The sequence below is a fragment of the Nocardia aurantia genome, from assembly GCF_009604425.1.
Lineage (GTDB): Bacteria > Actinomycetota > Actinomycetes > Mycobacteriales > Mycobacteriaceae > Nocardia > Nocardia aurantia.
Genome location: NZ_WEGI01000013.1, coordinates 157,436 through 182,139 on the forward strand (window position 1 = coordinate 157,436; position 24,704 = coordinate 182,139).

Below are 24,704 nucleotides of genomic sequence, written 5' to 3' on the forward strand. Positions count from 1 at the left end.
ACCTCCGGTTGCGTACGGATCTCTTCAGTATGCGCCTCGTCAGCTGATCGTTTGCCGGGCCGCCGGGGCGGTCACGGCGTGCAGGGCGGCGCGGGCGGCGGCGATGGCGGGATGAGAGCCCGTGCCGGAGCGGTAGGCGAGCCGGGTACGGCGGCGGATCGGCAGCGGGGTGAGGGTCACCGCTCCGGGAACCGTGGTGGCGCCCAGTTCGGGCACGAAGGCGACGCCCTGTCCGGCCGCCACGAGGGCCAGGACGGTGCCGAAATCGTCGGTGTGATGGCGGACGCGCGGCGTGAAACCGGCGGCCTCGCACGCGCGGATCGTCATGAGATGGCAGAGCGTGCCGGGGGTCCCCGCGATCCACGGGGAGTCCCGATGGGCGGCGACCTCGGTGGCGGCCGGGGCGGCGAGATAGACCACCTCCTCGAGCAGCGGGTCCGAGTCCAGACCGGTCTCGGGACCGCGCGGAACGTAGTCGTACTCCTGGACCAGGGCCAGATCCAGGGCCTCGGCGCGCAACGCGGCGGGAGTGTCCGCCGGATCCAGCTCCGTGACGAGCAGTTCCAGCCGGGGATGGTCCCGGCTCAGCGTCACCAGCGCGGGCGCGACGATGGTGTGCGCGGCGGTGGCGAAGGCGCCGATGCGCAGTGTGCCCGCGAGTTCGCCACGGCCACTGAATAATTCGGCCTCGGCCTGTTCCAGCACCGCGAGCACGGTCTCGGTGTGCTCCACCAGGCGCAGCGCGGCGGGGGTGAGCGCGACGCTGCGGCCGGTCCGTTCCAGCAGCGGGACACCGGCCTCCCGCTCCAGCGCCGTGAGCTGCTGGGACACCGCGGACGCGGTGTAGGTGAGCGCCTCGGCGACGGCGGCGATGGTGCCACGGTGTGCCAGTTCGCGGAGCAGGCGCAGCCGCCGGACATCGAGCATCAGACCATCTTATGCTCGAATGCAGAAAGGCGTAATTGACCTACCGTTTCCGGGGCCGCACGCTGGGTCCATGAGGTTCACGGGTTTGTATGTTCCGCTGATCACGCCGTTCACGGCGACGGACGAGGTCGACGGCGAGGCGTTGGCGCGGCTGGCCGGCGAGGCGCTCGACGCCGGGGCGGCCGGTCTGGTCGCCCTCGGCACCACCGGCGAACCCGTGACGCTGACGGCCGCGGAGCGGCAGCGGGTGCTCGACATCTGCGCGGGCATCTGCCTGGAGCGCGGGGTGCCGCTGATCGTCGGCGCGGGTTCGAACGGCACGGCCGATTCGGCCCGCGATCTGGCCGCGGTGGATCCGCGCGCGTCCGCGGTGCTCAGCGTGGTGCCGTACTACCTGCGGCCGTCGGAGGAGGGTGTGATCGAGCACTTCCGGCACCTGGCCGCCGCGAGCCCGGTCCCGCTGGTGGTCTACCACATCCCGTACCGCACCGGCCGCTCGCTGAGCGCCGAAACCCTGTGCCGGATAGCCGAATTGCCGAACGTCGCCGGATTCAAGCTGGCCGCCGGCGGGATCGACGAGACCGTGATCGCCTTCCTGGCCCGCGCCACCGGCACCGACATCCTGGCCGGCGACGACCTGTACACCGCACCACTGCTGGCCCTCGGCGCCACCGGCGCAATCCTGGCCTGCGCCAACGTCGCCCCCGCCGAGTACGCCGACCTGATCGCCGCCTGGCGCACCGGCGACCTCGACCGGGCCCGTGCCCTCGGCAACCGCCTCGTCCCCCTCGCGCAGGCGCTGTTCGCGGAACCGAATCCCGTGGTGCTCAAGGCAGTACTGGCCGCGCAGGGCCGCATTGCCACCCCCGCGGTCCGGCTACCACTACTACCTGCCACCGAAACCGCCACCACCGCAGCTCTTTTCGCGCTGTCGGAACTCGATCCCGTCGCGCCGATCCGGAGCGGAGCGAGCGCGGATGCCGACAGTTCCGTTGTGCGGCAGAATGTTCCGCTCAGTTGAGGATGCTGTCGGCTCGGCACACCGCGGATCGGATCCGCGGTGTGACGACCACGACGGAATCCGGCCCCTGAAACGCTGTGCGGCAGCGACTCCGGTCCACCGTGAGAGCGGTGAACGCCGCGTACCACTCCGGCATCACCGGCCCGTCGTACAGTTCGAAGGTCGTGCCGTGCGCCTCCGGCCGCAGCAGGTCCTCGACCCTCGCCCGCGCGACCGTGCCGTCGCCGCGATCGCCTGTTCGAGCCGGGCGCCGGTGCCGGGCGACCGGTCCCGACAACCAGAACGGGCACGAGAAACTCCTTCGCATCGAAACAACGAAACCATCGATCGCGTCCGCGGTTCACCGCGGCAAGGGGCGGCCGTCCCGCGCGCACCGGCGGCCCGGCCGACGGCTGCGGGTCGTCGCCACCGAACCACGGGCTCGGCGAGGCGATCACTCCGGCACCGTGACGGCAGGGGCCGCTGTCTCCGCGCGGGATCGCCCGGGCAGCAGGACGGCGGGGACGAAGGCGATCGCGGAGAAGACCAGCGCCCACAGGAACGAGTGGGCGAACGCGGCCGGATGGGTTGCCAGGTGGGTTGCCAGTTGCCGTTGCAGGATCACCGCGAGCACCGCCGCCCCGAACGCGCCACCGAGTTGCTGGACGATGCGGGTGATGCTGCCGGCGTGCGGGATGTCCCGGGGCGCGATGTCGAGGTAGGCGCCCGCCATGACCGCCAGATTGACGGCGCTGAAACCGGTGCCGCGACTCCGCGCATCGTCGCGCTGCCGATCACGCTGTTGCGGCACGCGATGTTGCTGGCCCCGCAACCGATCTCGGACGGGGTCCTGGTCGAGATCGTGGACGACATCTACCTACCGGTGCTGCGCGCCGCGGCGGGACAGGACCGTTCGAAGACCGACGGTCAATGATCGGAATCCGGCTCGCCGTCACGGCGCGGGCGCGAGATGCGCCAGAGAAAATCCGGGTCGTCGTCCGGGCCGATTATCCGGTTGCGCCGGGAAGGCGCTCGGCCGGCGCCGATGCGGCGCGCTCGTTCCGGTCCGAATGCTTTCCAGCACAACACCGCGACGGACACGATCGCGATGAGTGCCAACAGGTACGCCACGTCACTCACCTCCTGTTATCGAGGGTAATGCGTGTGCGTACCCGCGGCACCGCAACATCGAAATAAGTGCTATGACCTGGTCGCTTCGGTGGTCAGCGACTTCAACAGCTGCATTACCTCGGACTCCCGGAAGCGACGGTGCCCGCCCGGCGTACGCAGCGAACCCAGCCGTCCGGCGTGTGCCCAACGGGTGACGGTCTTCGGATCGACGTGGAACAGCGCCGCCACTTGGCCCGGGGTCAGAAGGGCCTCCTGGCCGGAGACGGAGACGGAACCCAAAGTGCGGCTCGCCGCGGTGATCGCAGTCATTCGCAAACCTTTCCGTAATCGACAGTCCCTCATCAGATAGCGACATCGTTGCACCGATACCCCCAGGTGTTCGAACGGTCTGACGTTGGTAAAGGGGGAGTAATAGACAAATCGGATATACGTACGGCTATTACCGTGCAACGTTCCATCGACCAGCTAAATTCCAGCGAACGGGGGCCGTGGGCGCCCCGGGCCGGTCGGTCCCGCCGCGGGCGGTCGCCTAGGCTGGTCACGTGACTGATGCATCCCGACCCGAGGACGCCGCCGCCGACCGGGCCCCGGCATCGGCGGGCCGGCGGTTGGCGCGCAACCTGGCGCTGTACACGGTGGCCCGGTTGCTGCTGGTGGCCGTGATCGCCGCCCTCATCGCTGGTGTGGGGCGTTTGCTGAAGGTGGACATCCCGCTGATCGTGGCGCTGTTGTTCGCGGTTCTCATCGCGTTGCCGGTCTCGATGGTGGCCTTCAAGCGACTGCGGACCAACGTCAACGAGAGCATCACAGCGGTCGACGAGAAGCGCCGCACCGACAAGGCCCAGCTGCGCGCGCGGCTGCGCGGCGAGGAACAGGGGTGAAGTACTGCGATCGCAGTACACCCCGAGACTGGGTCGACAACGCGGTACGCCTGATCGAGGCCGACAGCCAGCGCAGTGCCGACACTCATCTGCTGCGGTACCCGCTGCCGCCGGAGTGGGGCGTGCAGTTGTACCTGAAGGACGAATCCACCCATCCCACCGGCAGTCTCAAGCATCGGCTGGCGAGATCGCTGTTCCTGTACGCGATCTGCAACGGCTGGGTGACCGAGGGCACCACCATCGTGGAGGCCTCGTCGGGCTCGACGGCGATCAGTGAGGCGTACTTCGCGAAATTGCTGGGCCTGGATTTCGTCGCGGTGGTCCCGGAGCGGACCTCCGCCGAGAAGATCGCGCTGATCGAGGCGCAGGGGGGCCGCTGTCACCTGGTCCGGCGCCCGCCCGAAATGTACACGGAGGCAGCGCGTCTGGCGGCCGAGTGCGGCGGCCACTACATGGACCAGTTCACCCACGCCGAGCGCGCCACCGACTGGCGCGGCAACAACAACATCGCCGAATCCATCTTCGAGCAGCTGGCGCTGGAGGATCATCCGGTGCCCGACTGGATCGTCGTCGGCGCGGGCACGGGCGGCACCAGCGCCACCATCGGCCGCTACATCCGCTATCGCCGGCACGCCACCCGGCTGGCGGTGGTCGATCCGGAGAATTCCGCCTTCTACGGCGGCTACGAGACCGGCGATCCCGGGTACGAGACCGGTATGCCGTCGCGGATCGAGGGCATCGGCCGGCCGCGGGTCGAGCCGTCGTTCATCGGCCAGGTGGTGGACCGGATGATCGAGGTGCCCGACGCCGCCTCGATCGCCGCGGCCCGGCACGCCGGCACCGTGCTGGGCCGGCGCGTGGGCGGTTCCACCGGGACCAATCTGTGGGGCGCCTTCGCCCTGATCGCCGAGATGCTCGCGCGGTCCCGGACCGGCAGCGTCGTGACGCTGCTCTGCGACGGCGGAGATCGTTACGCCGGAACGTATTTCGACGATGCCTGGACCGCCGCACAGGGCCTGGACCTGACCGCGCCCGCGGCCGTGCTGACCGAATTCACCCGTACCGGGACCTGGCCGGCCTGAGGCCCCGCCGATCGTCCCGGGCGTTCGCGCGCCGCGGATGTCAATTTTTGTTGACGCCACCCAAGGTGTCAACGTAAATTGACACTCATGAGCGAAGCAACCACGCTGGCGACCGCCGCCGGCAGTCCCGACCCCCAGGTCGGGCTGCGCGCGGTCCTGGCACTACGGCGGCTGCTCGAGCGGCTGGAGGCGATCCAGGTGGCCAATGCCCGGCAGCAGGGCTGGTCCTGGCAGGCGATCGCCGATGCCCTCGAGGTCAGCCGCCAAGCGGTCCATCAGAAGTACAACCGGAGAGGCGGGATCCGCTGATGTTCGAACGATTCGCGGAGACGACCCGGGCATCGGTCATGACGGCGGCGGAGCAGGCGCGCGAGCTGCGGTCGCCGTCGCTGGATGTCGAGCATCTGCTGCTCGGCGTCGTGCGCAACGCGGACGACGGCCTGCGGGAGGTGCTCACCGAACACGGCCTGGAGGCCGAGGAGATCCGAAAAGCCCTGTATCGCAGGAGTTCGGGTAATCCGCTGGGTGAAGAGGACGCTGCCGCACTGCGTTCCATCGGGATCGACCTCGACGCGGTGCGCGAGAGTCTGACGGCCACCTTCGGCGAGGACGCCCTCGACCGGGTCCCGGCGCGGGAGCCGGACGGCCGGTGGGGGTGGTTGTCCGGTAGGCCCGGGTTTCGCACGCCGGTCGCCAGGGATGCGAAAAAGGCTCTGGAGCTGTCGATCCGGGAAACTTTACTTCGGCACAGCAACCGTATCGAGGCCGGGCATCTCCTGCTCGGCGTACTCCGAGCAGCCAATTCAGCAACAATTGAGCTACTAGGAGGAACGGCTGAAAGCCGCCAATTACGACAAGCTGTAGAAGATTTGCTGGACCGGACGGTTTGATGTCATGGTCGTCCCGTATGCGTCGCGGATCGCGAAATTCGCACCGGATCCGCGGCCGCATTCGGCCGTAGCATGGCGCCATGGTTCACGTGATCCGCTTGATCATCACCGCTGTCGCGATCTGGCTCGCCGCCCACTGGGTGCACAACATCGAACTCATCAGCCCCGAGGAGAACGGGACCACCGGCAAGATCCTGGTCGTGATCGCCGTGGCGGTGGTGTTCACTCTGGTGAACGCGCTGGTCCGGCCCGCGATCAAGCTGCTGTCGCTGCCGCTGGTGGTGCTCACCCTGGGTCTGTTCCTGCTGGTGATCAACGCCCTCATGCTGTGGCTGACCGCGAAGATCACCGAGACCACCGACTACGGCCTGCGGGTGCACGGGTTCTGGGCGGCGGTCTTCGGCAGCATCATCATCAGCCTCGTGAACTGGGTGCTGGGCGCCTTCGTCCCCGACCGGGAGCGGAGCTGATCGCACGATACCCCGGAGGCCCGGCACCCCGTGGGTGCCGGGCCTCCGGCGTGCCGCGGCCGTGCCGGGCGGTGTGTTCGGCCGAGTCGCCGGTGTGTTCAGCCCAGCCAGAGCGCCAGCGCGGTGAGGATCGACCACACCAGCATCGCCAGCCCGGTGTCGCGCAACGACGGGATCAGGCCCGGCCCCCCGGCCCCGCCGCGAACCGGATTGTTGGCCCGGATCGCGAGCGGGATCGCCAGCAGCCCGGCCAGCGCCCACGGCGTGCGAGCCACCAGGCCGAGCGAGGCCAGGAACGGCACCACCATCAGGACCAGGTGCAGCGTCCGGGTGCGCGGGTCGCCGAGTTTCACGGCCAGGGTGGTCTTCCCGGTCACCGTATCGGTCGGGATGTCGCGCAGGTTGTTGGTGACCAGCACCGCGCTGGAGAACGCGCCGACCGCCACCGCGCCGACGATCCCGGACCGGTCGACCCGCTCCGCCTGCACGAATTCGGTGCCCAGCACTGCGACCAGCCCGAAGAACACGAAGACCGCGATCTCACCGAACCCGCTGTAGCCGTAGGGTTTCCGGCCGCCGGTGTAGAACCAGGCGCCGGCCAGGCAGGCCGCGCCGACCAGCAGCAGCCACCAGGCCGTCGTCAGCGCCAGCACGAGGCCGACCACCGCGGCGATCGTCAGGCTCGTCACGGCCGCGCCGCGCACCGCCGCCGGGCTCGCCACCTTCGACCCGACCAGCCGCAGCGGTCCCACCCGCTCGTCGTCGGTGCCGCGGATCCCGTCGGAATAGTCGTTGGCATAGTTGACGCCGACGATCAGCGCCAGCGACACCACCAGCGCCAGCAGCGCCTTCCACCAGACCGCGCCGTCGATCGATGCGGCCGCACCTGTGCCGACCAGCACCGGGGCGATCGCATTCGGGAGGGTGCGGGGACGGGCGCCTTCGAGCCATTGAGCTGCACTAGCCATGGGCGTCAGCCTAACGCTCGTCCGGCATCCGGGAATCGCATGCGGCCGCCCGTCGCCGCTCCCACTGACGGTAAACAGGTGTCGCAATGACATCAAAAAGTGTCAGAATTGACGGCAAGTCACTGTCGGGGCGATGGCAGCCGGTGTCGGGATGCCGGTCCGCCGTGCGGTCCACCCCGAGGTGGGCCGGTTCCACGAGAGGACGCACCCGATGACACCCCGTCCGCTCACTTACGATGGCTTCAGGATGTCTGCAGATCACCGTGGCACCCCCAGCGCCGATGCCCCGGCCCGGGCACGCGCGGACGGGGAGGAAACACACCCGCGCCCGACGAGGGACGAACTCGCGGCCGCGCCGGGTGGCACTGCGGGCACGCCACCCTCGTCGCCCGGCGCGGGATTGCGTCCGATCGGCGCCGGGCCGGCGGGCCGCGACCGACGCGATCCCGAAATGGGGCCGGCGGGTCACGACCGGCCCGATTCGAGCGCCGAGCCGGCCGGTGACGACCGGCGCGATCCCCCCACCGGGTCGGCGGGTCACGACCGGCGCAATTCCGGAGCCGGGTCGGCGGGCCGCGACCGGCGCAATTCCGGAGCCGGGTCGGTGGGCCGCGACCGGCACGATCCCGGGACCGATTCGGCGGGTGACGGCCGCCACAATTCCCGCGCCGGGACCGGGAGCGGTGCCGAACCCGGTTCCGGCACGCGGCTCGCGATCGTTCGCGACGGACACGATTCGGGCACGGTGGCTACCGGTGCCGGTGATGGGCGCGATCCCGCCGGGCCGGGCGTCGCGGGGGTGGGATCGGTGCGGATCGCGGTGCTGGGTGAGATCGCGGTGCGTCGCGACCACGAACTGGCCGCGCTCTCGGGCACCCGCGCCCGGCTGTTGGTCGCCGCGCTGGCCTCTCATCCCGGCCGCAGTCGCAGCGCCCAGGCCCTCATCGACGACGTCTGGGGCGAGCAGCCGCCGCGGGCCCCGATGAACGCCCTGCACACCCAGGTCTCCCGGCTGCGGTCGGCGCTGCCGGACGGTGTGCTCGAAATCGGCCCGGCGGGCTACCGGCTGGTGCTGAGCGAGGAGCAGGTCGATCTCACGCTGGCCCGCCGCCTGGAACGCCGTGCGCGCGAATTGCATGCCGCCGGTGACGATTCCGGCTGCCTGGCCCTGGTCGCGCGGGCGCGGTCCCTGTGGCGCGGCGAACCCGGTGCGGACCTGCCGTCCGGTGCGGTCGCCGCGGAACTGGCCGAACTGGCCGCCACCCGCTGGCACGCACTCGACGAGCTGGAACTCGCCGCCCGGGAGGCGAGCGGCGATCTCGCCACCGCGGCGGCGATCGCTCGCCGGATCGCGGCCGACCGGCCCCTGGACGAACCCGCGCACGGCGCGCTGATGCGGTTGCTGGCCGCCGCGGGCCGCGCCAACGAGGCGCTCGAGGTGTTCGCCGCGCTGCGGGTGCGGCTGGCCGACGGGCTCGGCGCCGATCCGGGGCAGGCGCTGGTGGCCCTGCACACCGCCATCCTCCGGGGTGAGCCGATGTCCACCGCCACGCGCGAAGTGGTCCGGCCCGCCGCCCCCGAACCGGAGCGGCCCGATCCGGCGACGCCGGCCGCCATCGGCCTGCGCTCGGCGCCGAATCCACTACTCGGCCGCGAGCAGGATCTGGTCGCGTTGCAGGAACATCTGGACAGCTCGCGGGTCACGACGATCCTCGGTCCCGGCGGCACCGGCAAGACCCGGGTCGCCAACGAGGTCGGCCTGCGGTCGGCCCGTGGTTTCCCGGTGGTCCTGGTCGAACTGGCCTCGGTACGCGCCGACACCGACGACGCGGAGGCGGCGCGCACCGAGGTGGAGGCCGCGATCAGCGCGACCCTCGGCGTCTCCGAATACGTGCCGGAGACCACCACGCTGCGGCCCGGCCAGCGCATCGACGCCCGACGGCGGCTGTTCGACGCCGTCGCGACCCGGCCGATGCTGCTCATCCTGGACAACTGCGAACATCTGATCGGCGCCGCCGCCGCGGTGGTCGCCGATCTGGTCGGCGTCTGCGACCGGCTGACCGTGCTCACCACCAGCCGCGCGCCGCTCGAGATCACCGCGGAGACGGTGTATCCGCTGCCGCCGCTGGCGGTCGACGCGCACGGTTCCCCGGCGACCGAACTGTTCGCCACCCGGGCCCGCGCGGTGCGGCCCTCGGCCCGCCTGGATCCGGAGGTGGTGGTGCGACTGTGCCGCACCCTGGACGGCCTGCCGCTGGCCATCGAACTGGCCGCGGCCCGGACCCGCACCATGAGCGTCGCCGAGATCGAATCCCGTCTGGATCACCGATTCGCGTTGCTGCGCAGCGGCGATCGCAATTCCCCGGAGCGCCACCGCACCCTGCACGCGGTGATCGACTGGAGCTGGAATCTGCTCGACGAACCGCAGCGGATCGCGCTGCGCCGGCTGTCCCGCTTTCCCGGCGGATTCACCCTCGCCGCAGCGGAATCCGTGCTCGCCGACGATCTCGACGATCCGATCTCGGCGGTGGACGGTCTGGTGAGCCAGTCGCTGCTGACCGTGCTCGACGACGAGGACGACGGCACCCGTTACCGAATGCTGGAAACCGTCAGGGAATTCGGCGAGGAGCAGCTGGTCCGGACGGGCGAGCTCGACCTCGCGATGCGCCGGATGTCGCAGTGGGCAAGCGATTTCGCCGTCGACGTGATGATCCGCTATCCGATCGACGATCAGGTCGCGGTGGTGGTGTCGGTCGGCGCCGAACTCGACAACCTCACCTCGGTGCTGCGCTACGCGGTGGAGCACGAGGACGTCGAGACGGTCTACCGGGTGTTCCCGGTGCTGAGCGCGCTGTGGATGATGCGCGGTCATCACATGGAGGTGATGACCTGGGGCCGAAGGGTTTTCGACCTGACCCCACCGGTACCGACCGAGCGGATCGGCGCGGATCTGCAGGCGCTGTCCTACGTCATGATGGCGATGCACCTGCTGGTCTCGGATCCGGCCCCGCGCCCGCTGGCCTGGCTGCGGATCCGGATGCGCCGGCTGCTGCGATCCGGTGTCGAGATGGACCCGCTGACCCGGTTCGTCGGCGAGCTGATGTCCTGCCCGCCCACCATCGGGCGGGTGGGGCGGCTGCTCATCGCCGCGACCCGGCACAGCGAGCCCTCGGTCCGTTCCTCCGCGTGGCACCTGCGCGCGAATATCTTCGAAAACGCCGGTGACGTAAGACTTTCCATGCGCGACACGCAACTCGCGATGACCGCCAACCCGCCCGGCAACATCTGGACCGAGGCCATGCTCTCCCAGCATCTCGGTCAGCTGGCGGGGCAATCCGGTCGCGATGTGGATGCGGCGGAGCACTACCGCCGTGCCATGGAGAATCTGAACCGGCTGCGGGCCCACGACGAGGCCGTCGAGATCCGCAGCTTCCTGGCGATCGCGTTGATCGGCATGGGCGATCTGGACGGCGCCCGGCGTGAGCTGGACATCGCGGCCGGTTACGTCGACGACGGCATGAATCCCGATGCTCCGGTGCTGCGCCCGAACCATCGGCGCGGCGCGGTGCAGGGCGCCCGGGCCGAACTCGCCCTCGCCGAGGGCGACGTCGAGGCCGGTCTCCAACGGTATCGCCAGGTCCTGCAGCTGTACGGCTGGCCGACGCCGGTGACCCCGACCGGTCCCGGTGACGCGATGATGGCCGCCGCCGTGCTCGACGCGCATGTCCTGTACGACCGCCTGGACGCGGTGCCCGACCTGGCGCGGCAGGTGACGGCCGAGACGCTCGTCCGGTTCGCGCAGTATCCCGATCTGCCCCAGATCGGCTCGGTGGCCTGTGCGCTCGGCTCGTATCTGCTTGCGGTGGACCGATATCCGGACCGCGGCCGCGAACTGCTGGCGCTCGCGCCCCGGGTCGCCGGCCGGCAGGACAGCCCCTCGATGCGCTTCGAACGGCATCTGGCCCGGCATCCGCACGCGGCCTCCGACCGGGCGATGGCCGAACCGCGCAGGCGCGCAGCACGATTGGGCCGACGTTCCGCCGCCGGCCGGATCATGGATCTGGTGCGGGAACTGAGCGAGCTCCCCGATCTGTGAGAACCGGTCCGGTCTGTCATCGAGATCGTCCGGGAAAAGCGTTGCCCGCCGGACTCTTCCGAGTCCGGCGGGCGATATTTCACAGTGCGGTGCGGGTCAGGCCCGGCGCATGTAGGCCCGGACCGCGAGCGGAGCGAAGATCACGATCACGATCGCGGAACCGACCAGGGACCACAGCAGGTTGGTGGTGTACAGGTTGCCGTTCATCAGTTCCCGGCAGGCGCTCACCATGTAGTAGATCGGATTCGCCTTGTTGATCCCCTGTATCCAGCCCGGCATGGTGCTGACCAGGGCGAAGGCGCCGGACATGAACGTGAGCGGGAACATGATCATCATCGAGATGCCCTGCACCGAGGCCGCGCTCTTACCGGTGACGCCGACCAGCGCCCAGATCCAGCTGACCGCGAAGGAGCAGAACACCACGACCAGTCCGGCGACCACCACACCGGTGACCCCACCGGCCGGGCGGTAGCCGAGGATCAGGCCCATCACGATGGTGAGAACCGTGGCGATGCCGTACCGCGCCATATCGGCGATCAGCGCCCCGGCCAGGGCCGAGATGCGGGCGATGGGCAGGGACTTGAAGCGATCGAAGACGCCCTTGTCCATATCCTCACGCAGCTGGGTGCCGGTGACCACGGAGGTCAGCACGACGGTCTGCACCAGGATGCCGGGAATCAGCACGGGCAGATAGTTGTGCACGCTGCCGCCGATCGCGCCACCGAAGATGTACGCGAACAGCGCGGTGAACAGGATCGGCTGAATGGTGACGTCGAACAGCTGCTCGGGGTTGTGCTTGATCTTGAGCAGGCCGCGGTACGCCATCGTGAGCGAGTTGGCCGCGGTCTGCTTCAGCGAGATGTGGTCGACGGCGGCCGGGAGCGCCCGGGCCGCGTGCCGCCCGGGGGCCGGGGCGGCGATGGTGGTGGTGGTCATGCTGCTTCCTCCACGTCTTCGTTCTGGTCTTCGGCGCCGTGCCCGGTGAGTGCGAAGAACACCTCGTCCAGGCTCGGCTTGCTGACATTGATCTCGTCGATGCGGATGTCGTGGTCCCGCAACCGGATCAGCAGATCCACGGTCACGCTGGCGTCGTGCAGGGGTGCGGTGATCCGCCCGGCCTCCGGGCTGATGCTGACTTCGACCGGCTTGCCGGCCGCGCGGGACAGGAATTCGCCGACCAGCTCGCGGGCCGCCGGGAGCAGGTCCCGGTCGGCCAGGGTGAGCTGCAGGGCGGACAGTCCGACCGAGGCCTTCAACTCGTCGGAGGTACCGTCGGCGATCACCTTGCCGTGGTCGATGACCGCGATCCGGTCGGCCAGTTGGTCGGCCTCGTCCAGGTACTGGGTGGTCAGCAGCACGGTCGCGCCCTCGCGGACCAGGCGGCGGATGGTCTCCCACATCTGGGCGCGGGTGCGCGGGTCCAGGCCGGTGGTCGGCTCGTCCAGGAACAGCAGCGGCGGGGCGGCGATCAGGCTGGCGGCCAGATCCAGTCGCCGGCGCATACCACCGGAGAAGTTCTCCAGCGGCTTGTTCGCGGCCTCGGTCAGGCCGAACTCCTCCAGCAGTTCGGCGGCCTTGCGGCGGGAATCGGCCCGGCTCAGGCCGAGCAGCCGGGAGAAGATGATCAGGTTCTCGGTGGCGCTGAGCTTCTCGTCGACCGAGGCGTACTGCCCCGTGACGCCGATCAGCGAGCGGACCGCGGTCGGCTCCCGCTGCACATCGCGGCCGAAGACGCGGGCACTGCCGCCGTCGGGCCGCAGCAGCGTCGCGAGCATGCGGATGGTGGTGGTCTTGCCGGCCCCGTTCGGGCCCAGCACGCCGTACACGGCGCCCTGCGGCACCGTCAGGCTCACGCCGTCGACGGCCCGCTGCTCCCCGAAGACCTTGACCAGCCCGTCCGCCTCGATGGCAAGAACATCAGCAGGTGCGTTAGAAGTCATGCCAGTAACTGTGCGGGGGCCGTCTTGCACGGCTCTTGCACCGTGATGGCGCTCCGGCGACAGTCTTCTTGCATGCTGTCGCACCAACCGGCAGCGGCGACAGTGGCCGCGATCCGCGCAGGTCCGACCGGAAATTGGCCGAGACGCGAGGCCGGCCGGTCCGGCACGGGTGCACGGGGCCGCCCGCAGCGGACCCCGGGCGCCACGTGGTCGCGTAATTCCCCGAAAGCGGTGTGGCGACCGGCACGACGGCCGCCCGGGCCGACGTGCGGGTGCGGCCCGTGCGTAAGGGCCGCCGAACTCAGTGGGCGGAGTCGGCGAGCAGGCGTTCGCGCAGCCGGCCGCGGTCGGGCTTGCCCGGACCGCGCATCGGGATCTCGTCGACCAGGGACAGTTCGCGCGGGGCGGCCACCGCGTCGAGTTCGGCCACCACGTAGTCGCGCAGTTCCTCCAGGGTCGGTGTGGCCCCGGCGACCGGCACGACGGCGACCGCGACCCGCTGGCCCAGCCGATCGTCGGGCAGCCCCAGCACGACCACCTCGGAGATCGCGGGATGGTTCGCGAGCACGGCCTCGACCACCTGCGGGATCACCACCAGGCCGCCGGTCATGATGGCCTCGTCCAGGCGGCCGGTGATCCGGAGGACGCCGTCCTCGACGACGCCGGCGTCGTCGGTGCGGAACCAGCCGGGTTCGGCGAAGGCGGGATGGTCGGGCAGACCGCGGTAGCCGTTGGCCAGCATCGCGCCACCGAGCAGTACCCGGCCGTCCTCGATCCGCACCTCGGTGCCGCGCAGCGGCACGCCCTCGTAGACGCAGCCGCCGCAGGTCTCGCTCATGCCGTAGGTGCGCACGATCGTGATACCGAGCTCGCGGGCGTGTTCCAGCACCGGCTTCGGCGTGGCGGCGCCGCCCACGAGGACCGCGTCGAGGGCGGCCAGCGCCGCCACGCCCGCCGGTTCCTCCAGGGCCTTGATCAGCTGGGTCGGCACCAGCGAGGTGTAGCGCCGCGACCCCTTCATCCCGGACACCGCCGACGCCAGCCCGTCGGGCAGGAAACCATCGGAGACGTCGAGGACCGCCGGTTCGATACCGGCCAGGATGCTGCGCAGCAACACCTGGATGCCGGCGATGTGGTGGGTCGGCAGCGCGAGCAGCCACTGCCCGGGGCCGCCGAGTCGCTCGTGGGTGGCGTCGCCGCTGGCCCGCAGCGCGGCGGCGGACAGCATCGCGCCCTTCGGCACGCCGGTGGTCCCCGAGGTGGTGACCACCAGGGCCACATCGTCCTCGATGGGTTCACCGGGCTGCAGCGCGCTGGACAGCCGGTGGCTCTCGCGGCGGTCGCCGGTGGGGATGGGGAGCCAGGCCGGACCGCCGCCGTCCAGCGCCTCGCGCAGGTGCGGCAGGACCTCACCCACCGCGGCGCCGGTGGGCATGGGAAGGGTCCGCAGGGTGCTGCTCACGTTCGCGATCGTGTCATGTGTCGAGGGTTCACCAGTCAACGGGTCCGTGGTTCCGGATTATCGGGAAGGGGATGGATCGAGGTCGGCCAATCGGACGACGGTGTCCCCAGCGGCCATCCACCGGCTGCGAGCCGGGAGGCCACTCGAGCGATATCGTCCTCGCCCGGTTGCTCTTTGGCAACTCGGGCGATCGCCTCCTCGATCTCGTGGCGGGCGATCTCCTCGTCGTCGCCGCGTTCGTGCACCAGCTCCTCGACGATCATGTGCACCTCGTAATCGGTCAGCCGCCGGTGCAGCACCGCCAGCAGCGCCACATAGTCGGTCCGGGGGATGCCCTGCGGATATCCGGCCCGCAGCCAGGACAGCACCTTGCCCAGAACCGACGGCGATTCCGCCCCCTCGGGCCGCCGGCGCAAGCGCAGGGCATCCGCCGCGGTGGTGGCCGTCCGGACCACACCGGGTGCGCCGGCTCCGATCGCCGTGCGGTCGCCGCCGCTCCCGGAGTCGGCCGTGGCCGCGTCGGTAGCGTCACGGTTCACCGGTTCGCCGCCGGACGCCGCGGGTTCCGTCCCGGTATCGCCCGGACCGGACTCCACCGTGCCGGCGGCCGCGGGACTTCCGGGTGCGGGACCGGGCGCGCCGGGCGACCGCGCCGGGCGGGAGTCCCCTGCGGCCGGGTCGTGGTCGGCCGGGGTCGGATCGGGCACGAGGGTCACCTTTCTGTGGTCCGGGATCAGGACTGCCCGAACAGGTGGATACCGAACCGGGTGGCGAGAAACGCCTTGGCCACGAACAGGACTCCGGCGACGGCGATCCCGAGTACCAGCGCGTAGCAGAGCAGCGCGCCCGCCCCGGCCGCGCGGCGGATCGAGGCCGCCGTCGCGGGGTCGCGGTATCGCGACTGCCACCGGACCCCGACCGCGAACACGGCGGGCAGTCCGGCGCCGAGCAGCAGCGCGGCGAGCGTGACCCGGCCGAGATCCTTCAGGTCGGTCAGCAAGGTGTGCACGAGCGGCTCCTAGCCGATCGATTCGGTCATCGGACGTGGCCCGGCGGGGGGACCCGGCGGGGGAGCGGGCGGTCCGGGCCCCTGCCAATCGTCGTTGACATTGCTCGGGCGCACCGGATGCCGGCGCGCCCGCGCGAACAGATATCCGGCCAGCAGGATGAGCACTGTGAACACCACCAGCACCCCGGCGAGGCCACCGATCGCGTGCGCGCCCGCCCGGCACAGGGCGCCGGTGAGCGCGGCGGCCGGCAGGGTCAGCAGCCAGGCCACCACCATCCGGCCCAGGACGCCCCAGCGCACCTCGGCACCGGGCCGGCCCAGACCGGTGCCGAGGATGGCGCCGGTGACCGTTTGCGTGGTCGACAGCGGCATGCCGAAGTGCGCGGAGGTGAGGATGATGGCCGCGCTGGTGGATTCGGCGGCCAGCCCCTGCGGCGGCGCGATGTCGACCAGTCCCTTGCCGAGGGTGCGGATGATCCGCCAGCCGCCCAGCGCGGTGCCGGCGGCGATGGCGATCGCGCAGGCGGTGATCACCCACAGCGGCAGCGAATCCGCCGGGCTCCGGCTGCCGTAGGCGATCAGCGCCAGGAAGATGATCCCCATGGTCTTCTGCGCGTCGTTGGTGCCGTGCGCCAGCGACACCAGCGACGCCGACCCGATCTGTCCCCAGCGGAAGGCGGTGTCGACCACGCGACGGTCGCTGGTCGCGGTGATCCGGTAGATCAGCCGGGTGGCGATCCCGGCCACCAGCGCCGCCACCACCGGTGACAGGACGGCCGGCACCAGGATCTTGGTGACCACGCCCTGTTTCCCGGCCGACCAGATCACCCCGTCGAAGCCCACCGCCGCCACGGTGGCGCCGATGAGACCGCCGAACAGGGCGTGCGAGGAACTCGACGGCAGGCCGAACAGCCAGGTGAGCAGATTCCAGGTGATGCCGCCGACCAGTCCGGCGAACACGATCTCCAGCAGATCCGCGCCGCCGAGGTGCTCGAGCCGGACGATGCCCTCCGCGACGGTGGCCGCGACCGCCACGCTGAGGTAGGCGCCGACCAGATTCAACACTCCCGACAGCAGCACGGCCGCACGCGGTTTCAGCGCGCCGGTCGCGATCGAGGTGGCCATCGCGTTGGCGGTGTCGTGGAAGCCGTTGGTGAAGTCGAAGCCGAGGGCGGTGACGACGACGATGATCAGGATGACGAGTTCGGCGGACACGCCCCAAGTGTTCCCCAGAGATTAGCTGAGGGGTCGAAGCGTCACCGAGTTGTCGGCGGATCGATGCCGGCGTCAGCGCCGGATGGGATCGGGTCCGCGCCGCAGCGGATGGTCGGCCGGTACCTGCACGAGCACGATCGGCACGCCGTCCGGATCGTGCACCCAGGCCTCGATCAGCCCCCACGACTCCTGCTGCGGCAGCCGATCGATCTCGACGTGCCGCGCGGACAGGCCGGCGATCGCGTCGCCGACGTCGCGCACCTGCAACCACAGCGCCCCCGCGAATCCCGCGGGGGCGTCGTCGGCGCGATGGTGCCCGGCCACCTCGATCAGCGACTGCCCGGCGAAGAACACCGTGCCGCCCGGATACTCCCGCGCGATCGCCAGATCGAGGGCGTCGCGATAGAAGACCACCGTTTGCTCGTAGTTGGCTGGGCGCAGAATTATGCGGCTGCTGAGAATGTCCACACCAGCGAGCGTCGCATACCGGCCCGCCCTCCGGCACCGCTACGGATCACACGCGCATACCGATCCGGCCCGGCGCGCCTATTGATCCGGCCCGGCCGGGGAGGGGATGCTTCCGATCAGAAGTACCACGGGAACGGGGACCAGTCCGGGGAGCGCTTCTCCAGGAAGGAGTCCCGGCCCTCGACGGCCTCGTCGGTCATGTACGCCAGCCGGGTGGCCTCGCCCGCGAACAGCTGCTGGCCGACCAGGCCGTCGTCGGCGAGATTGAAGGCGTACTTCAGCATTCGCTGCGCCTGCGGGGATTTCGCGAGGATGTCGGCGGTCCATTCCAGGGCCTCGTCCTCGAGCCGGTCGTGGTCGACGACGGCGTTCACCGCGCCCATGTGGTGCATGTCCTCGGCGGTGTAGGTGCGGCCGAGGAAGAAGATCTCGCGGGCGAACTTCTGGCCGACCAGTTTGGCCAGATACGCACTGCCGTAACCGCCGTCGAAACTGCCCACATCGGCGTCGGTCTGCTTGAACCGGGCGTGCTCGCGGCTGGCCAGGGTGAGATCGCAGACCACGTGCAGGCTGTGCCCGCCGCCGGCGGCCCAGCCGTTCACCAGCGCGATGACCACCTTCGGCATGAACCGGATCAGCCGCTGCACCTCGAGGATGTGCAGCCGCCCGGACCGGGCCTTGTCCACGGTCTCGGCGGTCTCGCCGCTGGCGTACTGGTAGCCGCTGCGGCCGCGGATGCGCTGGTCGCCGCCGGAGCAGAAGGCCCAGCCGCCGTCCTTGGGGCTGGGACCGTTGCCGGTGAGCAGGACCGCGCCGACATCCGAGGTCATCCGCGCGTGATCCAGCGCGCGATACAACTCGTCGACCGTGTGCGGCCGGAACGCGTTGCGCACCTCCGGCCGGTCGAAGGCCACCCGGACGGTGCCCTGCTCGACGTGCCGGTGATAGGTGATGTCGGTCAGGTCCTCGAATCCCGTGACGGGCTCCCACAGCTTCGGATTGAACACCGGACCCATTCTGCCGCTGCGCCCGTCCGGCCCGTCCGCCGCCTCGGCTGTGATTCTCGATCGGATATTCCGAGCTTTCCGGGCTGTCGTGTTGACGCCGTAAGACCCGCGGATAACGTGCAAGTATGAGCGAACGTGTAGAACCGGTTATAGACGCGAGCGCGACCGGCGACGATCAGTACGACCGGCACGGCGGATTCCCGAAGGTCGTGCACGCGCAGCCCGGCCCGAATTTCGGCCCGTTCGTCGAGGCCATGCGCACCCTGCAGGACCTCGCGGTGTCCGCCGACGCACCCGACGAGGTGTTCGGGCAGGCGCGGGCCAAGGCCCAGGAACTGATCGATCTGCTCGAGCCCTACCGCGCGCCGGAACTGCAGGGCCCGGCCGGGCGGGTACCGGAACTGCCCGGCCGCGGCAGCCTGCTGATGCCGCCGTGGACCGTGGTGACCGCCGGACCCACCGGGGTTCGGATGCGCGGCGAGTTCCGCCGCTATCACCTCGGCGGCAACGGCGCGGTGCACGGCGGCGTGCTGCCGCTGCTGTTCGACGACCTGTTCGGCTTCCTGGTGCACTTCGCCGGCCGCCCGATCAGCCGCACCGCTTTCCTACATGTCAACTACCGCAAGATCACTCCGCTGCACACGCCCCTGGAGGTCGAGGGGACCGTGGATCGGGTGGACGGGCGCAAGACATTCGTGACTGCGACCCTGCGTGACGAATCCGGCTCTGTGCTGGCCGATTGCGAAGGGCTCATGGTGGAATTGCTTCCGTGGCAACCGTAGCCGGGTCGTAGCCGTGTGTCGGGTTCGTCCGGTGCGTATAGTTGCCTGCGCTCGCTCATCGAAAATTTGAACCGGAGGAACCTGAAAGTGGTTGCAGCACTGTCTGAATCCCTGCTGGACGACGCCAAGCGCTCCGCATTCCTGGCGGACGCGCAGGAGGTGCTGAACGCGGAGGTGTCCGACAAGGGAGGCGCGTCCGGTCTGGCCGTCAAGGGTGGCTACGCCGCGATCAAGAAGGTCAGCCCGACGATCGTCGCGGACGCGCTGGAGTCGTTCGCGCCCAAGTTCGTCGAGCAGCTCGAGCCGTACTGGGCCGAGTACCAGGCCGCCCCCTCGGGCCGCTTCGCGGATCTCCTGGTCTCCAAGCAGGACCAGGTCGCCGAGTCGCTGCTCGCCGTGACCGACGCCCGCGCCGAGAAGTCCGACCGTCCCGCCCTGAAGAAGGCCTACTCGGCCCTGCGCTCGTCGGCGAAGAAGAATGTCATCGAGGCGCTTCCGCGGCTGGGTGACCTGATCCAGCGGCACGCCGCATAGATTTCGCGGCTGTCACCCGTCGCGGACCCCGTGCCGCGACGTTCTCACGGCATCCGGGGCTCGCCGTTCAGCGGGCATGCGTGTGCTCACGTCTCGCGCATCCCCTTGGGCGGCGAGCCGGCCGTGGTGCTCTGCCGGCCGACCGCCGCCGGTGCTCTGCCGAAGAGGTTAGCAAACCTAACTATCGGGTGGTGTGATCGGGTCGACGCCCCGGGACCGCCCCCGGTCTGCAAGGCTCTAGTACGTGAATCCCTCGACAGCCCAGGCTCAGGTCATCGTCGACGAGCTGGCGCGCGGGGGCGTGCGGGACGTCGTGCTGTGCCCGGGATCGCGCAACGCGCCGCTGGCCTTCGCGCTCCAGGCCGCCGATGCCGCCGGACTGCTCCGGCTGCACATGCGCGTCGACGAACGCACCGCCGGCTTCCTCGCCCTCGGCCTGGCCATCGCAGACGGCCGCCCGGTCCCGGTGGTGATGACCTCCGGCACCGCCGTCGCCAACCTCGGCCCGGCCGTCCTGGAGGCCAACTACGCCCGGCAGCCGCTGGTGGTGCTCAGCGCCAACCGGCCCTACGAGATGTTGGGCACCGGCGCCAACCAGACCGTCGAGCAGTTCGGCTTCTTCGGCAACCAGGTGCGCGCGGCGATCAGCCTGGGTCTGGCCGAGCCCGAGGAGGGTTACCGGCAGCAGAACAGCGTGTGGCGTTCGGCCGTGTGCCGGGTGCTGGCCCAGGCCAGCGGCGCCCGCTCCGGGAACGCCGGTCCCGTACATTTCGACATCCCGCTGCGCGAGCCGCTGGTACCGGAGCTGCTGGACGGTGAGCCGGTCGGCCACCCGGCCGGCACGCCGGTGAGCGGGCCGAACGGTGCTCCGGCGGGCCGGCCGAACGGTGCGGCCTGGACCACCACCGATTTCGCCGCCCTCGATCTGCCGCTGGACCTCGACCTCGGTCCGGACACCGTGGTGATCTCCGGGCACGGCAGCGGTGTCCGGCCCGAACTGGCGGGCCTGCCGACCGTCGCCGAGCCGACCGCGCCGCGCTCCGGCCCGGCCCTGCATCCGCTGGCGCTGCCGCTGCTGCGGCCGAAACAGGCGATCATCACCGGCCGGCCCACCCTGCATCGTCAGGTGTCGAAGCTGCTCGCCGATCCCGACGTGCGGGTCCTCGCGCTGACCACCGGCCCGCGCTGGCCCGACGTGTCCGGCAACGTGATCGCCACCGGCACCCGCGCGGCGGTGCGCGGCACCCCCCGGCCGGAATGGCTCGAACAGTGCCGCGCGGCGGATGCCACCGCCGAGCGCGTGGTACGCGAACAACTGGCCCGGCATCCGAAACCGACCGGCCTGCACGTGGCGGCGGTCGTGATGAACGCACTGCGCAGCGGTGATCAATTGCTACTGGGAGCGTCGAATCCGGTCCGGGACGCGGCACTGGTCTCGGCCCCCCGGCCCGACGTCGTGGTGCGGTCCAATCGTGGTGTGGCGGGTATCGACGGCACCGTGTCGACGGCGGTCGGCGCGGCGCTGCGCCATCCCGGCCGGACCATCTCGCTGATCGGCGATCTCACGTTCCTGCACGACGCATCCGGCCTGCTGATCGGTCCCGGCGAGCCGCGACCAGCCGATCTGACCATCGTGGTCGCCAACGACGACGGCGGCGGCATCTTCGAACTGCTCGAACAGGGCGACCCGCAGTACGCCGGCGTCTTCGAGCGAGTGTTCGGCACCCCGCACGGCATGGATCTGGCGGCGCTGTGCGCGGCCTACCGGGTACCGCACCGCCAGGTCGATCCCGCCCAACTCGCCACCGAGCTCACCGGCCACGCCCACGGAATGCGAGTGCTGGAGGTCGCCACCGAGCGATCCAGCCTGCGCGAACTGCACGCCCTGGTCCGAGCGGGCATCGCCGACTCCTGAGGACCAGGAGGCCGCCGGGCGGTGCGGGAGGCCCGCGATCGGCGTCCTCGTGCCGAAAGGCGGCCGGGCTCGAAATCGGCGGTACCCGTCCGCCGGAGCGGACGGGTACCGGGCGCGATTTTCAGTATTCGGTGTCCTCGTAGCCCGTGGGCGGGTTGTCGTAGCCCGTCGGCGCGTCGTCGTAGTCGCCGCCGGATTCGGTGTCGTAATCGTCCGCCAGCGGCACCGCGACGGACTGTTCGAGGACATCCGCGTCGTCGGCCTCGCGGATCGCGTGCGCGTCCGGCAGCGGGTATTGCGGCGCCACCGTGGTGTCGGACGGCGTGTCCTCCTCGTCGGGGGCATCCGGATAGGCCGGGACGGACTGCTCCAGCAGATCGGCTTCCGGGACTTCACCGAGAGTGCCGGCGGCGAGAGTGCGATCGGTCATCGGGTGCTCCTTTCCGCGGGGCCGGACGGGCTTGTGCGGCCCATCAGTTCGAGGATGCTCCCCCCGGCCGGGACTGGCAACCACCCGGCGATCCGATCGTGGTTCCCGCACCCCTCATTCGCCGGGCAGCGGACCGTCGTCGGCCGGATATTCGACCAGGGCCAGCGTGCGAGCCGCCATGAAGCGGGCCGTGCGCACCGCCGAACCACTGCGGGTGATCTCCGCCACCTCGACTATGCCGCGCGCGATGCGCACCTCGACCCGCCGGCCCGCGCGCGTGGCCGCCACCTCGTACGTGTTCGATCCGCCGCCGGTGTCGACGACGATCTCCACCCGATCGCCCTTCATCACCCGATTCTCCTCGCCGACAGGGGTTTTCACCGGTCACGAGTCGATACCGTTCGGCCGGTGCACGCACATTCGCGCGTACACCGGCCGAGGAGCGGGTGCGAGGGGCTCGGTCAGATGCCCAGGCCCGCGGCCAGCACCGGCCACGACGTGTGCAGATCCTCCTGCCAGTAACCCCAGGAGTGGGTGCCGCTGTCCCGGTACACGAACGTGGCCGGGATGTGCAGCGAGTCCAGCTTCTTCTCCATGTTCTGGTTGGCCCATTCCACGCCCGCCTCGATGACGCTGCCGAGCGCGACCACCTTCGGAGTCTCCGACGGGGCCTCCAGCCGGAACTTGCCGCCGGGCAGGTCGTAGACGCCCGGGATGCCGTTGCCGGTGGAGAAGAACAGGTTGGTGCCGCGCAGCTTCTCGGCGTTCACGTAGGGGTCGTTGTCCACCCACAGCGGGCTGTCGGTCGGACCCCACATGTTGCGGGTGTCGCCGCCGCCCCAGGTCTCCACGGTCAGCTTGACCATGTCCTGACCGACGCGGTCACTGGTCTGGGTCAGGCCGCTGTAGACGGCCGCGCTGCGGAACAGGCCGGGATGCGCGATCACCAGATCCAGCACCGGCACGCCCGACATCGACAGGCCCGCAATGGCATTCACCTGATTGGTGTTCAGCGCGGCGTCGATCAGCGGGGGCAGTTCGTCGCCGATGTAGGTCTGCCACTTGTTGACCCCGAGCACCGGATCGGTGGCGATCCAGTCGGTGTAGAAACTCCACGCGCCGCCGATGACCTGTACGACGTTGACGTTCTTGTCGGACAGGAACTGCAGCGCGTCGGTGCGCAACTGCCAGGACGCGTCGTCGACGCCGCCGCCGGCCCCGTTCAGCAGATACAGCGACGGGCGCGGCGACGAGGTGTCGGTCGGCCGCAGCACATCCACGGGGAAGGTCTTGTTCATCGCGGCGGAATGCACCGAGAGGGTGACGTTGCGGCTGTCCTTCACCTCGATCTTCTCGATGTAGGAACCGTCCGGGGACTTGATGGCGGGTAACACCACGCCGGGGCTGTCGACCGGGTCGGCCCCGGCGGGAACGCCCGCGCTCAGAACGCCCGCTATAACCGTCGCCGCCAAAGTCATCAGGCTGCCGAATCCGAGTCGCAACGCCCAACCCTCACAGATGTGCCGAGCCGCCGCCCTGACGGCTCGCGACTGTGATCTAAAACCGAGACGGTTATGTTACGCAAGTGGGGGATTCGGTGTCCGGGAGTTCGCCGCGCACATCGGCCGCGAATTACCGCGCTAGGGTGGTTCGTCGTGGCGAAAACTGAGTCGTTCCGAGCCTCGCTGGACAAGCAGCCGCGAGAGGTCGCGTCGATGTTCGACGGTGTCGCGCGCCGGTACGACATCACCAACACCGTGCTCTCCGGCGGCCGGGATCGGTTCTGGCGGAGGGCGACTCGCTCCGCGCTGGCCCTGCGGCCCGGCGAGCGGGTGCTCGATCTCGCGGCCGGCACCGCGGTCTCGACCGCCGAACTCCGCAAATCCGGCGCCTGGTGCGTCGCCACCGACTTCTCCCAGGGCATGCTGTCCGCGGGACGGTCCCGGCAGGTGCCGATGGTCGCGGGGGACGCGATGGCGCTGCCGTTCGCCGACGACGTCTTCGACGCGGTGACCATCTCCTTCGGGCTGCGCAACGTCGCCGACACCGGGCTCGCGCTGCGGGAGATGTTGCGGGTCACCAAGCCCGGCGGCCGGCTGGTGGTGTGCGAATTCGCCACGCCGGTGATCCCCGGGTTCCGCACGATCTACATGGAGTACCTGATGCGCGCGCTGCCGCGGATCGCCCGCGCGGTCTCCAGTAATCCGGACGCCTATGTGTATCTGGCCGAGTCGATCCGGGCCTGGCCGAATCAGCCGCAGCTGGCGTTGCGGCTGTCGGACGCGGGCTGGTCGGCGGTCCGGTGGCGCAACCTCACCGGCGGTATCGTCGCACTGCACCGCGGCTACAAACTCGGCTGACCGTTCGCGGCAAGGGTCGTTGACCAGGTCTTTCGTGTCGTTCGTCACACCTCACAGCCGCGGATGCCGATCGTGAGGGGCATCGTCACGTGCCGATAACGTCGGGTAAATTCGGCGCAATCGGTGCTCGGGATGAT

General features: G+C 70.2%; 29 protein-coding genes. 12 read left to right on the forward strand and 17 right to left on the reverse strand.

Annotation, left to right across the window (positions count from 1 at the left end):
- Nucleotides 1-39 precede the first annotated feature (39 nt).
- Nucleotides 40-927, reverse strand: a complete 888-nt coding sequence (locus NRB56_RS29005) for a LysR family transcriptional regulator (protein WP_153347497.1) — start codon at nucleotides 925-927, stop codon at nucleotides 40-42.
- Nucleotides 928-997: 70 nt separating this feature from the next.
- Between NRB56_RS29005 and dapA the strand changes: the two genes are divergently transcribed.
- Complete coding sequence (dapA, locus tag NRB56_RS29010) at nucleotides 998-1,948, forward strand: 4-hydroxy-tetrahydrodipicolinate synthase (RefSeq protein ID WP_153347498.1); 951 nt, start codon at nucleotides 998-1,000, stop codon at nucleotides 1,946-1,948.
- On the opposite strand, the gene NRB56_RS29015 is transcribed toward dapA, so the two are convergent.
- Nucleotides 1,941-2,255, reverse strand: a complete 315-nt coding sequence (locus NRB56_RS29015) for a hypothetical protein (protein ID WP_153347499.1) — start codon at nucleotides 2,253-2,255, stop codon at nucleotides 1,941-1,943. The genes dapA and NRB56_RS29015 overlap by 8 nt on opposite strands.
- 126 nt (nucleotides 2,256-2,381) lie before the next feature.
- Entirely contained in the window at nucleotides 2,382-2,738 is a 357-nt protein-coding gene (locus NRB56_RS29020; protein ID WP_153347500.1) for an MFS transporter, read from the reverse strand.
- On the opposite strand from NRB56_RS29020, the gene NRB56_RS39845 reads away from it, so the two are divergent.
- Nucleotides 2,730-2,861: a hypothetical protein gene (locus tag NRB56_RS39845; protein WP_264767074.1), complete on the forward strand. Its 132-nt coding sequence runs from the start codon at nucleotides 2,730-2,732 to the stop codon at nucleotides 2,859-2,861. The genes NRB56_RS29020 and NRB56_RS39845 overlap by 9 nt on opposite strands.
- On the opposite strand, the gene NRB56_RS39365 is transcribed toward NRB56_RS39845, so the two are convergent.
- On the reverse strand, nucleotides 2,855-3,058 hold the full coding sequence (locus tag NRB56_RS39365) for a hypothetical protein (protein WP_319943695.1): 204 nt from the start codon (nucleotides 3,056-3,058) through the stop codon (nucleotides 2,855-2,857). The two genes, NRB56_RS39845 and NRB56_RS39365, sit on opposite strands and share 7 nt — an antisense overlap.
- Nucleotides 3,059-3,127: 69 nt before the next feature.
- Entirely contained in the window at nucleotides 3,128-3,367 is a 240-nt protein-coding gene (locus NRB56_RS29025; protein ID WP_019932599.1) for a BldC family transcriptional regulator, read from the reverse strand.
- A gap of 233 nt (nucleotides 3,368-3,600) precedes the next feature.
- Here NRB56_RS29025 and NRB56_RS29030 point away from each other — a divergent pair, with 233 nt between their 5' ends.
- From NRB56_RS29030 to NRB56_RS29050, 5 genes are all read left to right on the forward strand, one after another.
- Nucleotides 3,601-3,939: a DUF4229 domain-containing protein gene (locus NRB56_RS29030; protein WP_319943696.1), complete on the forward strand. Its 339-nt coding sequence runs from the start codon at nucleotides 3,601-3,603 to the stop codon at nucleotides 3,937-3,939.
- Complete coding sequence (gene cds1, locus NRB56_RS29035; protein ID WP_319943697.1) at nucleotides 3,936-5,021, forward strand: L-cysteine desulfhydrase Cds1; 1,086 nt, start codon at nucleotides 3,936-3,938, stop codon at nucleotides 5,019-5,021. Before NRB56_RS29030 ends, cds1 begins: the two co-directional genes overlap by 4 nt.
- Nucleotides 5,022-5,108: 87 nt before the next feature.
- Nucleotides 5,109-5,330, forward strand: a complete 222-nt coding sequence (locus NRB56_RS29040; protein WP_153347501.1) for a helix-turn-helix domain-containing protein — start codon at nucleotides 5,109-5,111, stop codon at nucleotides 5,328-5,330.
- Nucleotides 5,330-5,911, forward strand: coding sequence for a Clp protease N-terminal domain-containing protein (locus tag NRB56_RS29045; RefSeq protein ID WP_153347502.1), 582 nt, complete (start codon nucleotides 5,330-5,332; stop codon nucleotides 5,909-5,911). The genes NRB56_RS29040 and NRB56_RS29045 overlap by 1 nt, the downstream gene beginning before the upstream one ends.
- A gap of 80 nt (nucleotides 5,912-5,991) precedes the next feature.
- Nucleotides 5,992-6,381 carry a phage holin family protein gene (locus NRB56_RS29050; RefSeq protein WP_153347503.1) on the forward strand — a complete coding sequence of 130 codons (390 nt, stop codon included), beginning with the start codon at nucleotides 5,992-5,994 and terminating at the stop codon, nucleotides 6,379-6,381.
- Between the two features lie 98 nt (nucleotides 6,382-6,479).
- Here the strand turns inward: NRB56_RS29050 and NRB56_RS29055 are convergent, their stop codons facing one another.
- On the reverse strand, nucleotides 6,480-7,349 hold the full coding sequence (locus NRB56_RS29055) for a 1,4-dihydroxy-2-naphthoate polyprenyltransferase (protein WP_153347504.1): 870 nt from the start codon (nucleotides 7,347-7,349) through the stop codon (nucleotides 6,480-6,482).
- Nucleotides 7,350-8,094: 745 nt separating this feature from the next.
- Here NRB56_RS29055 and NRB56_RS29060 point away from each other — a divergent pair.
- A complete protein-coding gene (locus NRB56_RS29060) occupies nucleotides 8,095-11,445 on the forward strand; it encodes a BTAD domain-containing putative transcriptional regulator (RefSeq protein WP_319943698.1) in 3,351 nt (1,116 codons plus the stop codon).
- 96 nt (nucleotides 11,446-11,541) lie between these two features.
- On the opposite strand, the gene NRB56_RS29065 is transcribed toward NRB56_RS29060, so the two are convergent.
- The 8 genes from NRB56_RS29065 to NRB56_RS29100 form a co-directional block, all read right to left on the reverse strand.
- The gene (locus NRB56_RS29065) at nucleotides 11,542-12,381 is read right to left on the reverse strand and encodes an ABC transporter permease (RefSeq protein WP_153347505.1); all 840 of its coding nucleotides are present in this window, start codon (nucleotides 12,379-12,381) and stop codon (nucleotides 11,542-11,544) included.
- Nucleotides 12,378-13,385, reverse strand: coding sequence for an ATP-binding cassette domain-containing protein (locus tag NRB56_RS29070; protein ID WP_153347506.1), 1,008 nt, complete (start codon nucleotides 13,383-13,385; stop codon nucleotides 12,378-12,380). Before NRB56_RS29070 ends, NRB56_RS29065 begins: the two co-directional genes overlap by 4 nt.
- Before the next feature lie 301 nt (nucleotides 13,386-13,686).
- Complete coding sequence (menE, locus tag NRB56_RS29075; RefSeq protein WP_153347640.1) at nucleotides 13,687-14,820, reverse strand: o-succinylbenzoate--CoA ligase; 1,134 nt, start codon at nucleotides 14,818-14,820, stop codon at nucleotides 13,687-13,689.
- A 62-nt stretch (nucleotides 14,821-14,882) separates the two neighbouring features.
- Nucleotides 14,883-15,263: a DUF3349 domain-containing protein gene (locus NRB56_RS29080; protein WP_153347641.1), complete on the reverse strand. Its 381-nt coding sequence runs from the start codon at nucleotides 15,261-15,263 to the stop codon at nucleotides 14,883-14,885.
- 317 nt (nucleotides 15,264-15,580) lie between these two features.
- Entirely contained in the window at nucleotides 15,581-15,856 is a 276-nt protein-coding gene (locus NRB56_RS29085) for a hypothetical protein (protein WP_319943699.1), read from the reverse strand.
- Between the two features lie 9 nt (nucleotides 15,857-15,865).
- Complete coding sequence (locus NRB56_RS29090; RefSeq protein WP_319943700.1) at nucleotides 15,866-17,071, reverse strand: inorganic phosphate transporter; 1,206 nt, start codon at nucleotides 17,069-17,071, stop codon at nucleotides 15,866-15,868.
- 72 nt (nucleotides 17,072-17,143) lie between these two features.
- The gene (locus NRB56_RS29095; protein WP_319943701.1) at nucleotides 17,144-17,539 is read right to left on the reverse strand and encodes a VOC family protein; all 396 of its coding nucleotides are present in this window, start codon (nucleotides 17,537-17,539) and stop codon (nucleotides 17,144-17,146) included.
- Nucleotides 17,540-17,655: 116 nt separating this feature from the next.
- Nucleotides 17,656-18,555, reverse strand: a complete 900-nt coding sequence (locus tag NRB56_RS29100) for a 1,4-dihydroxy-2-naphthoyl-CoA synthase (protein WP_153347508.1) — start codon at nucleotides 18,553-18,555, stop codon at nucleotides 17,656-17,658.
- A gap of 116 nt (nucleotides 18,556-18,671) precedes the next feature.
- On the opposite strand from NRB56_RS29100, the gene NRB56_RS29105 reads away from it, so the two are divergent.
- The 3 genes from NRB56_RS29105 to menD all read left to right on the forward strand — a co-directional run bounded on the left by NRB56_RS29105 (nucleotide 18,672) and on the right by menD (nucleotide 21,777).
- Nucleotides 18,672-19,328 carry a PaaI family thioesterase gene (locus NRB56_RS29105; RefSeq protein ID WP_153347509.1) on the forward strand — a complete coding sequence of 219 codons (657 nt, stop codon included), beginning with the start codon at nucleotides 18,672-18,674 and terminating at the stop codon, nucleotides 19,326-19,328.
- An 87-nt stretch (nucleotides 19,329-19,415) separates the two neighbouring features.
- A complete protein-coding gene (locus NRB56_RS29110; RefSeq protein WP_319943702.1) occupies nucleotides 19,416-19,862 on the forward strand; it encodes a DUF6918 family protein in 447 nt (148 codons plus the stop codon).
- 244 nt (nucleotides 19,863-20,106) lie between these two features.
- A complete protein-coding gene (gene menD, locus NRB56_RS29115) occupies nucleotides 20,107-21,777 on the forward strand; it encodes a 2-succinyl-5-enolpyruvyl-6-hydroxy-3-cyclohexene-1-carboxylic-acid synthase (protein ID WP_319943703.1) in 1,671 nt (556 codons plus the stop codon).
- Between the two features lie 121 nt (nucleotides 21,778-21,898).
- Here menD and NRB56_RS29120 read toward each other — a convergent pair whose 3' ends face one another.
- The 3 genes from NRB56_RS29120 to NRB56_RS29130 all read right to left on the reverse strand — a co-directional run bounded on the left by NRB56_RS29120 (nucleotide 21,899) and on the right by NRB56_RS29130 (nucleotide 23,685).
- A complete protein-coding gene (locus NRB56_RS29120; RefSeq protein WP_227838428.1) occupies nucleotides 21,899-22,207 on the reverse strand; it encodes a hypothetical protein in 309 nt (102 codons plus the stop codon).
- A gap of 114 nt (nucleotides 22,208-22,321) precedes the next feature.
- Nucleotides 22,322-22,588 carry a hypothetical protein gene (locus NRB56_RS29125; protein ID WP_319943704.1) on the reverse strand — a complete coding sequence of 89 codons (267 nt, stop codon included), beginning with the start codon at nucleotides 22,586-22,588 and terminating at the stop codon, nucleotides 22,322-22,324.
- An 80-nt stretch (nucleotides 22,589-22,668) separates the two neighbouring features.
- The gene (locus NRB56_RS29130; RefSeq protein WP_227838429.1) at nucleotides 22,669-23,685 is read right to left on the reverse strand and encodes an alpha/beta hydrolase; all 1,017 of its coding nucleotides are present in this window, start codon (nucleotides 23,683-23,685) and stop codon (nucleotides 22,669-22,671) included.
- Between the two features lie 177 nt (nucleotides 23,686-23,862).
- Here NRB56_RS29130 and NRB56_RS29135 point away from each other — a divergent pair, with 177 nt between their 5' ends.
- Entirely contained in the window at nucleotides 23,863-24,567 is a 705-nt protein-coding gene (locus NRB56_RS29135; RefSeq protein ID WP_319943705.1) for a demethylmenaquinone methyltransferase, read from the forward strand.
- Nucleotides 24,568-24,704: the final 137 nt, after the last annotated feature.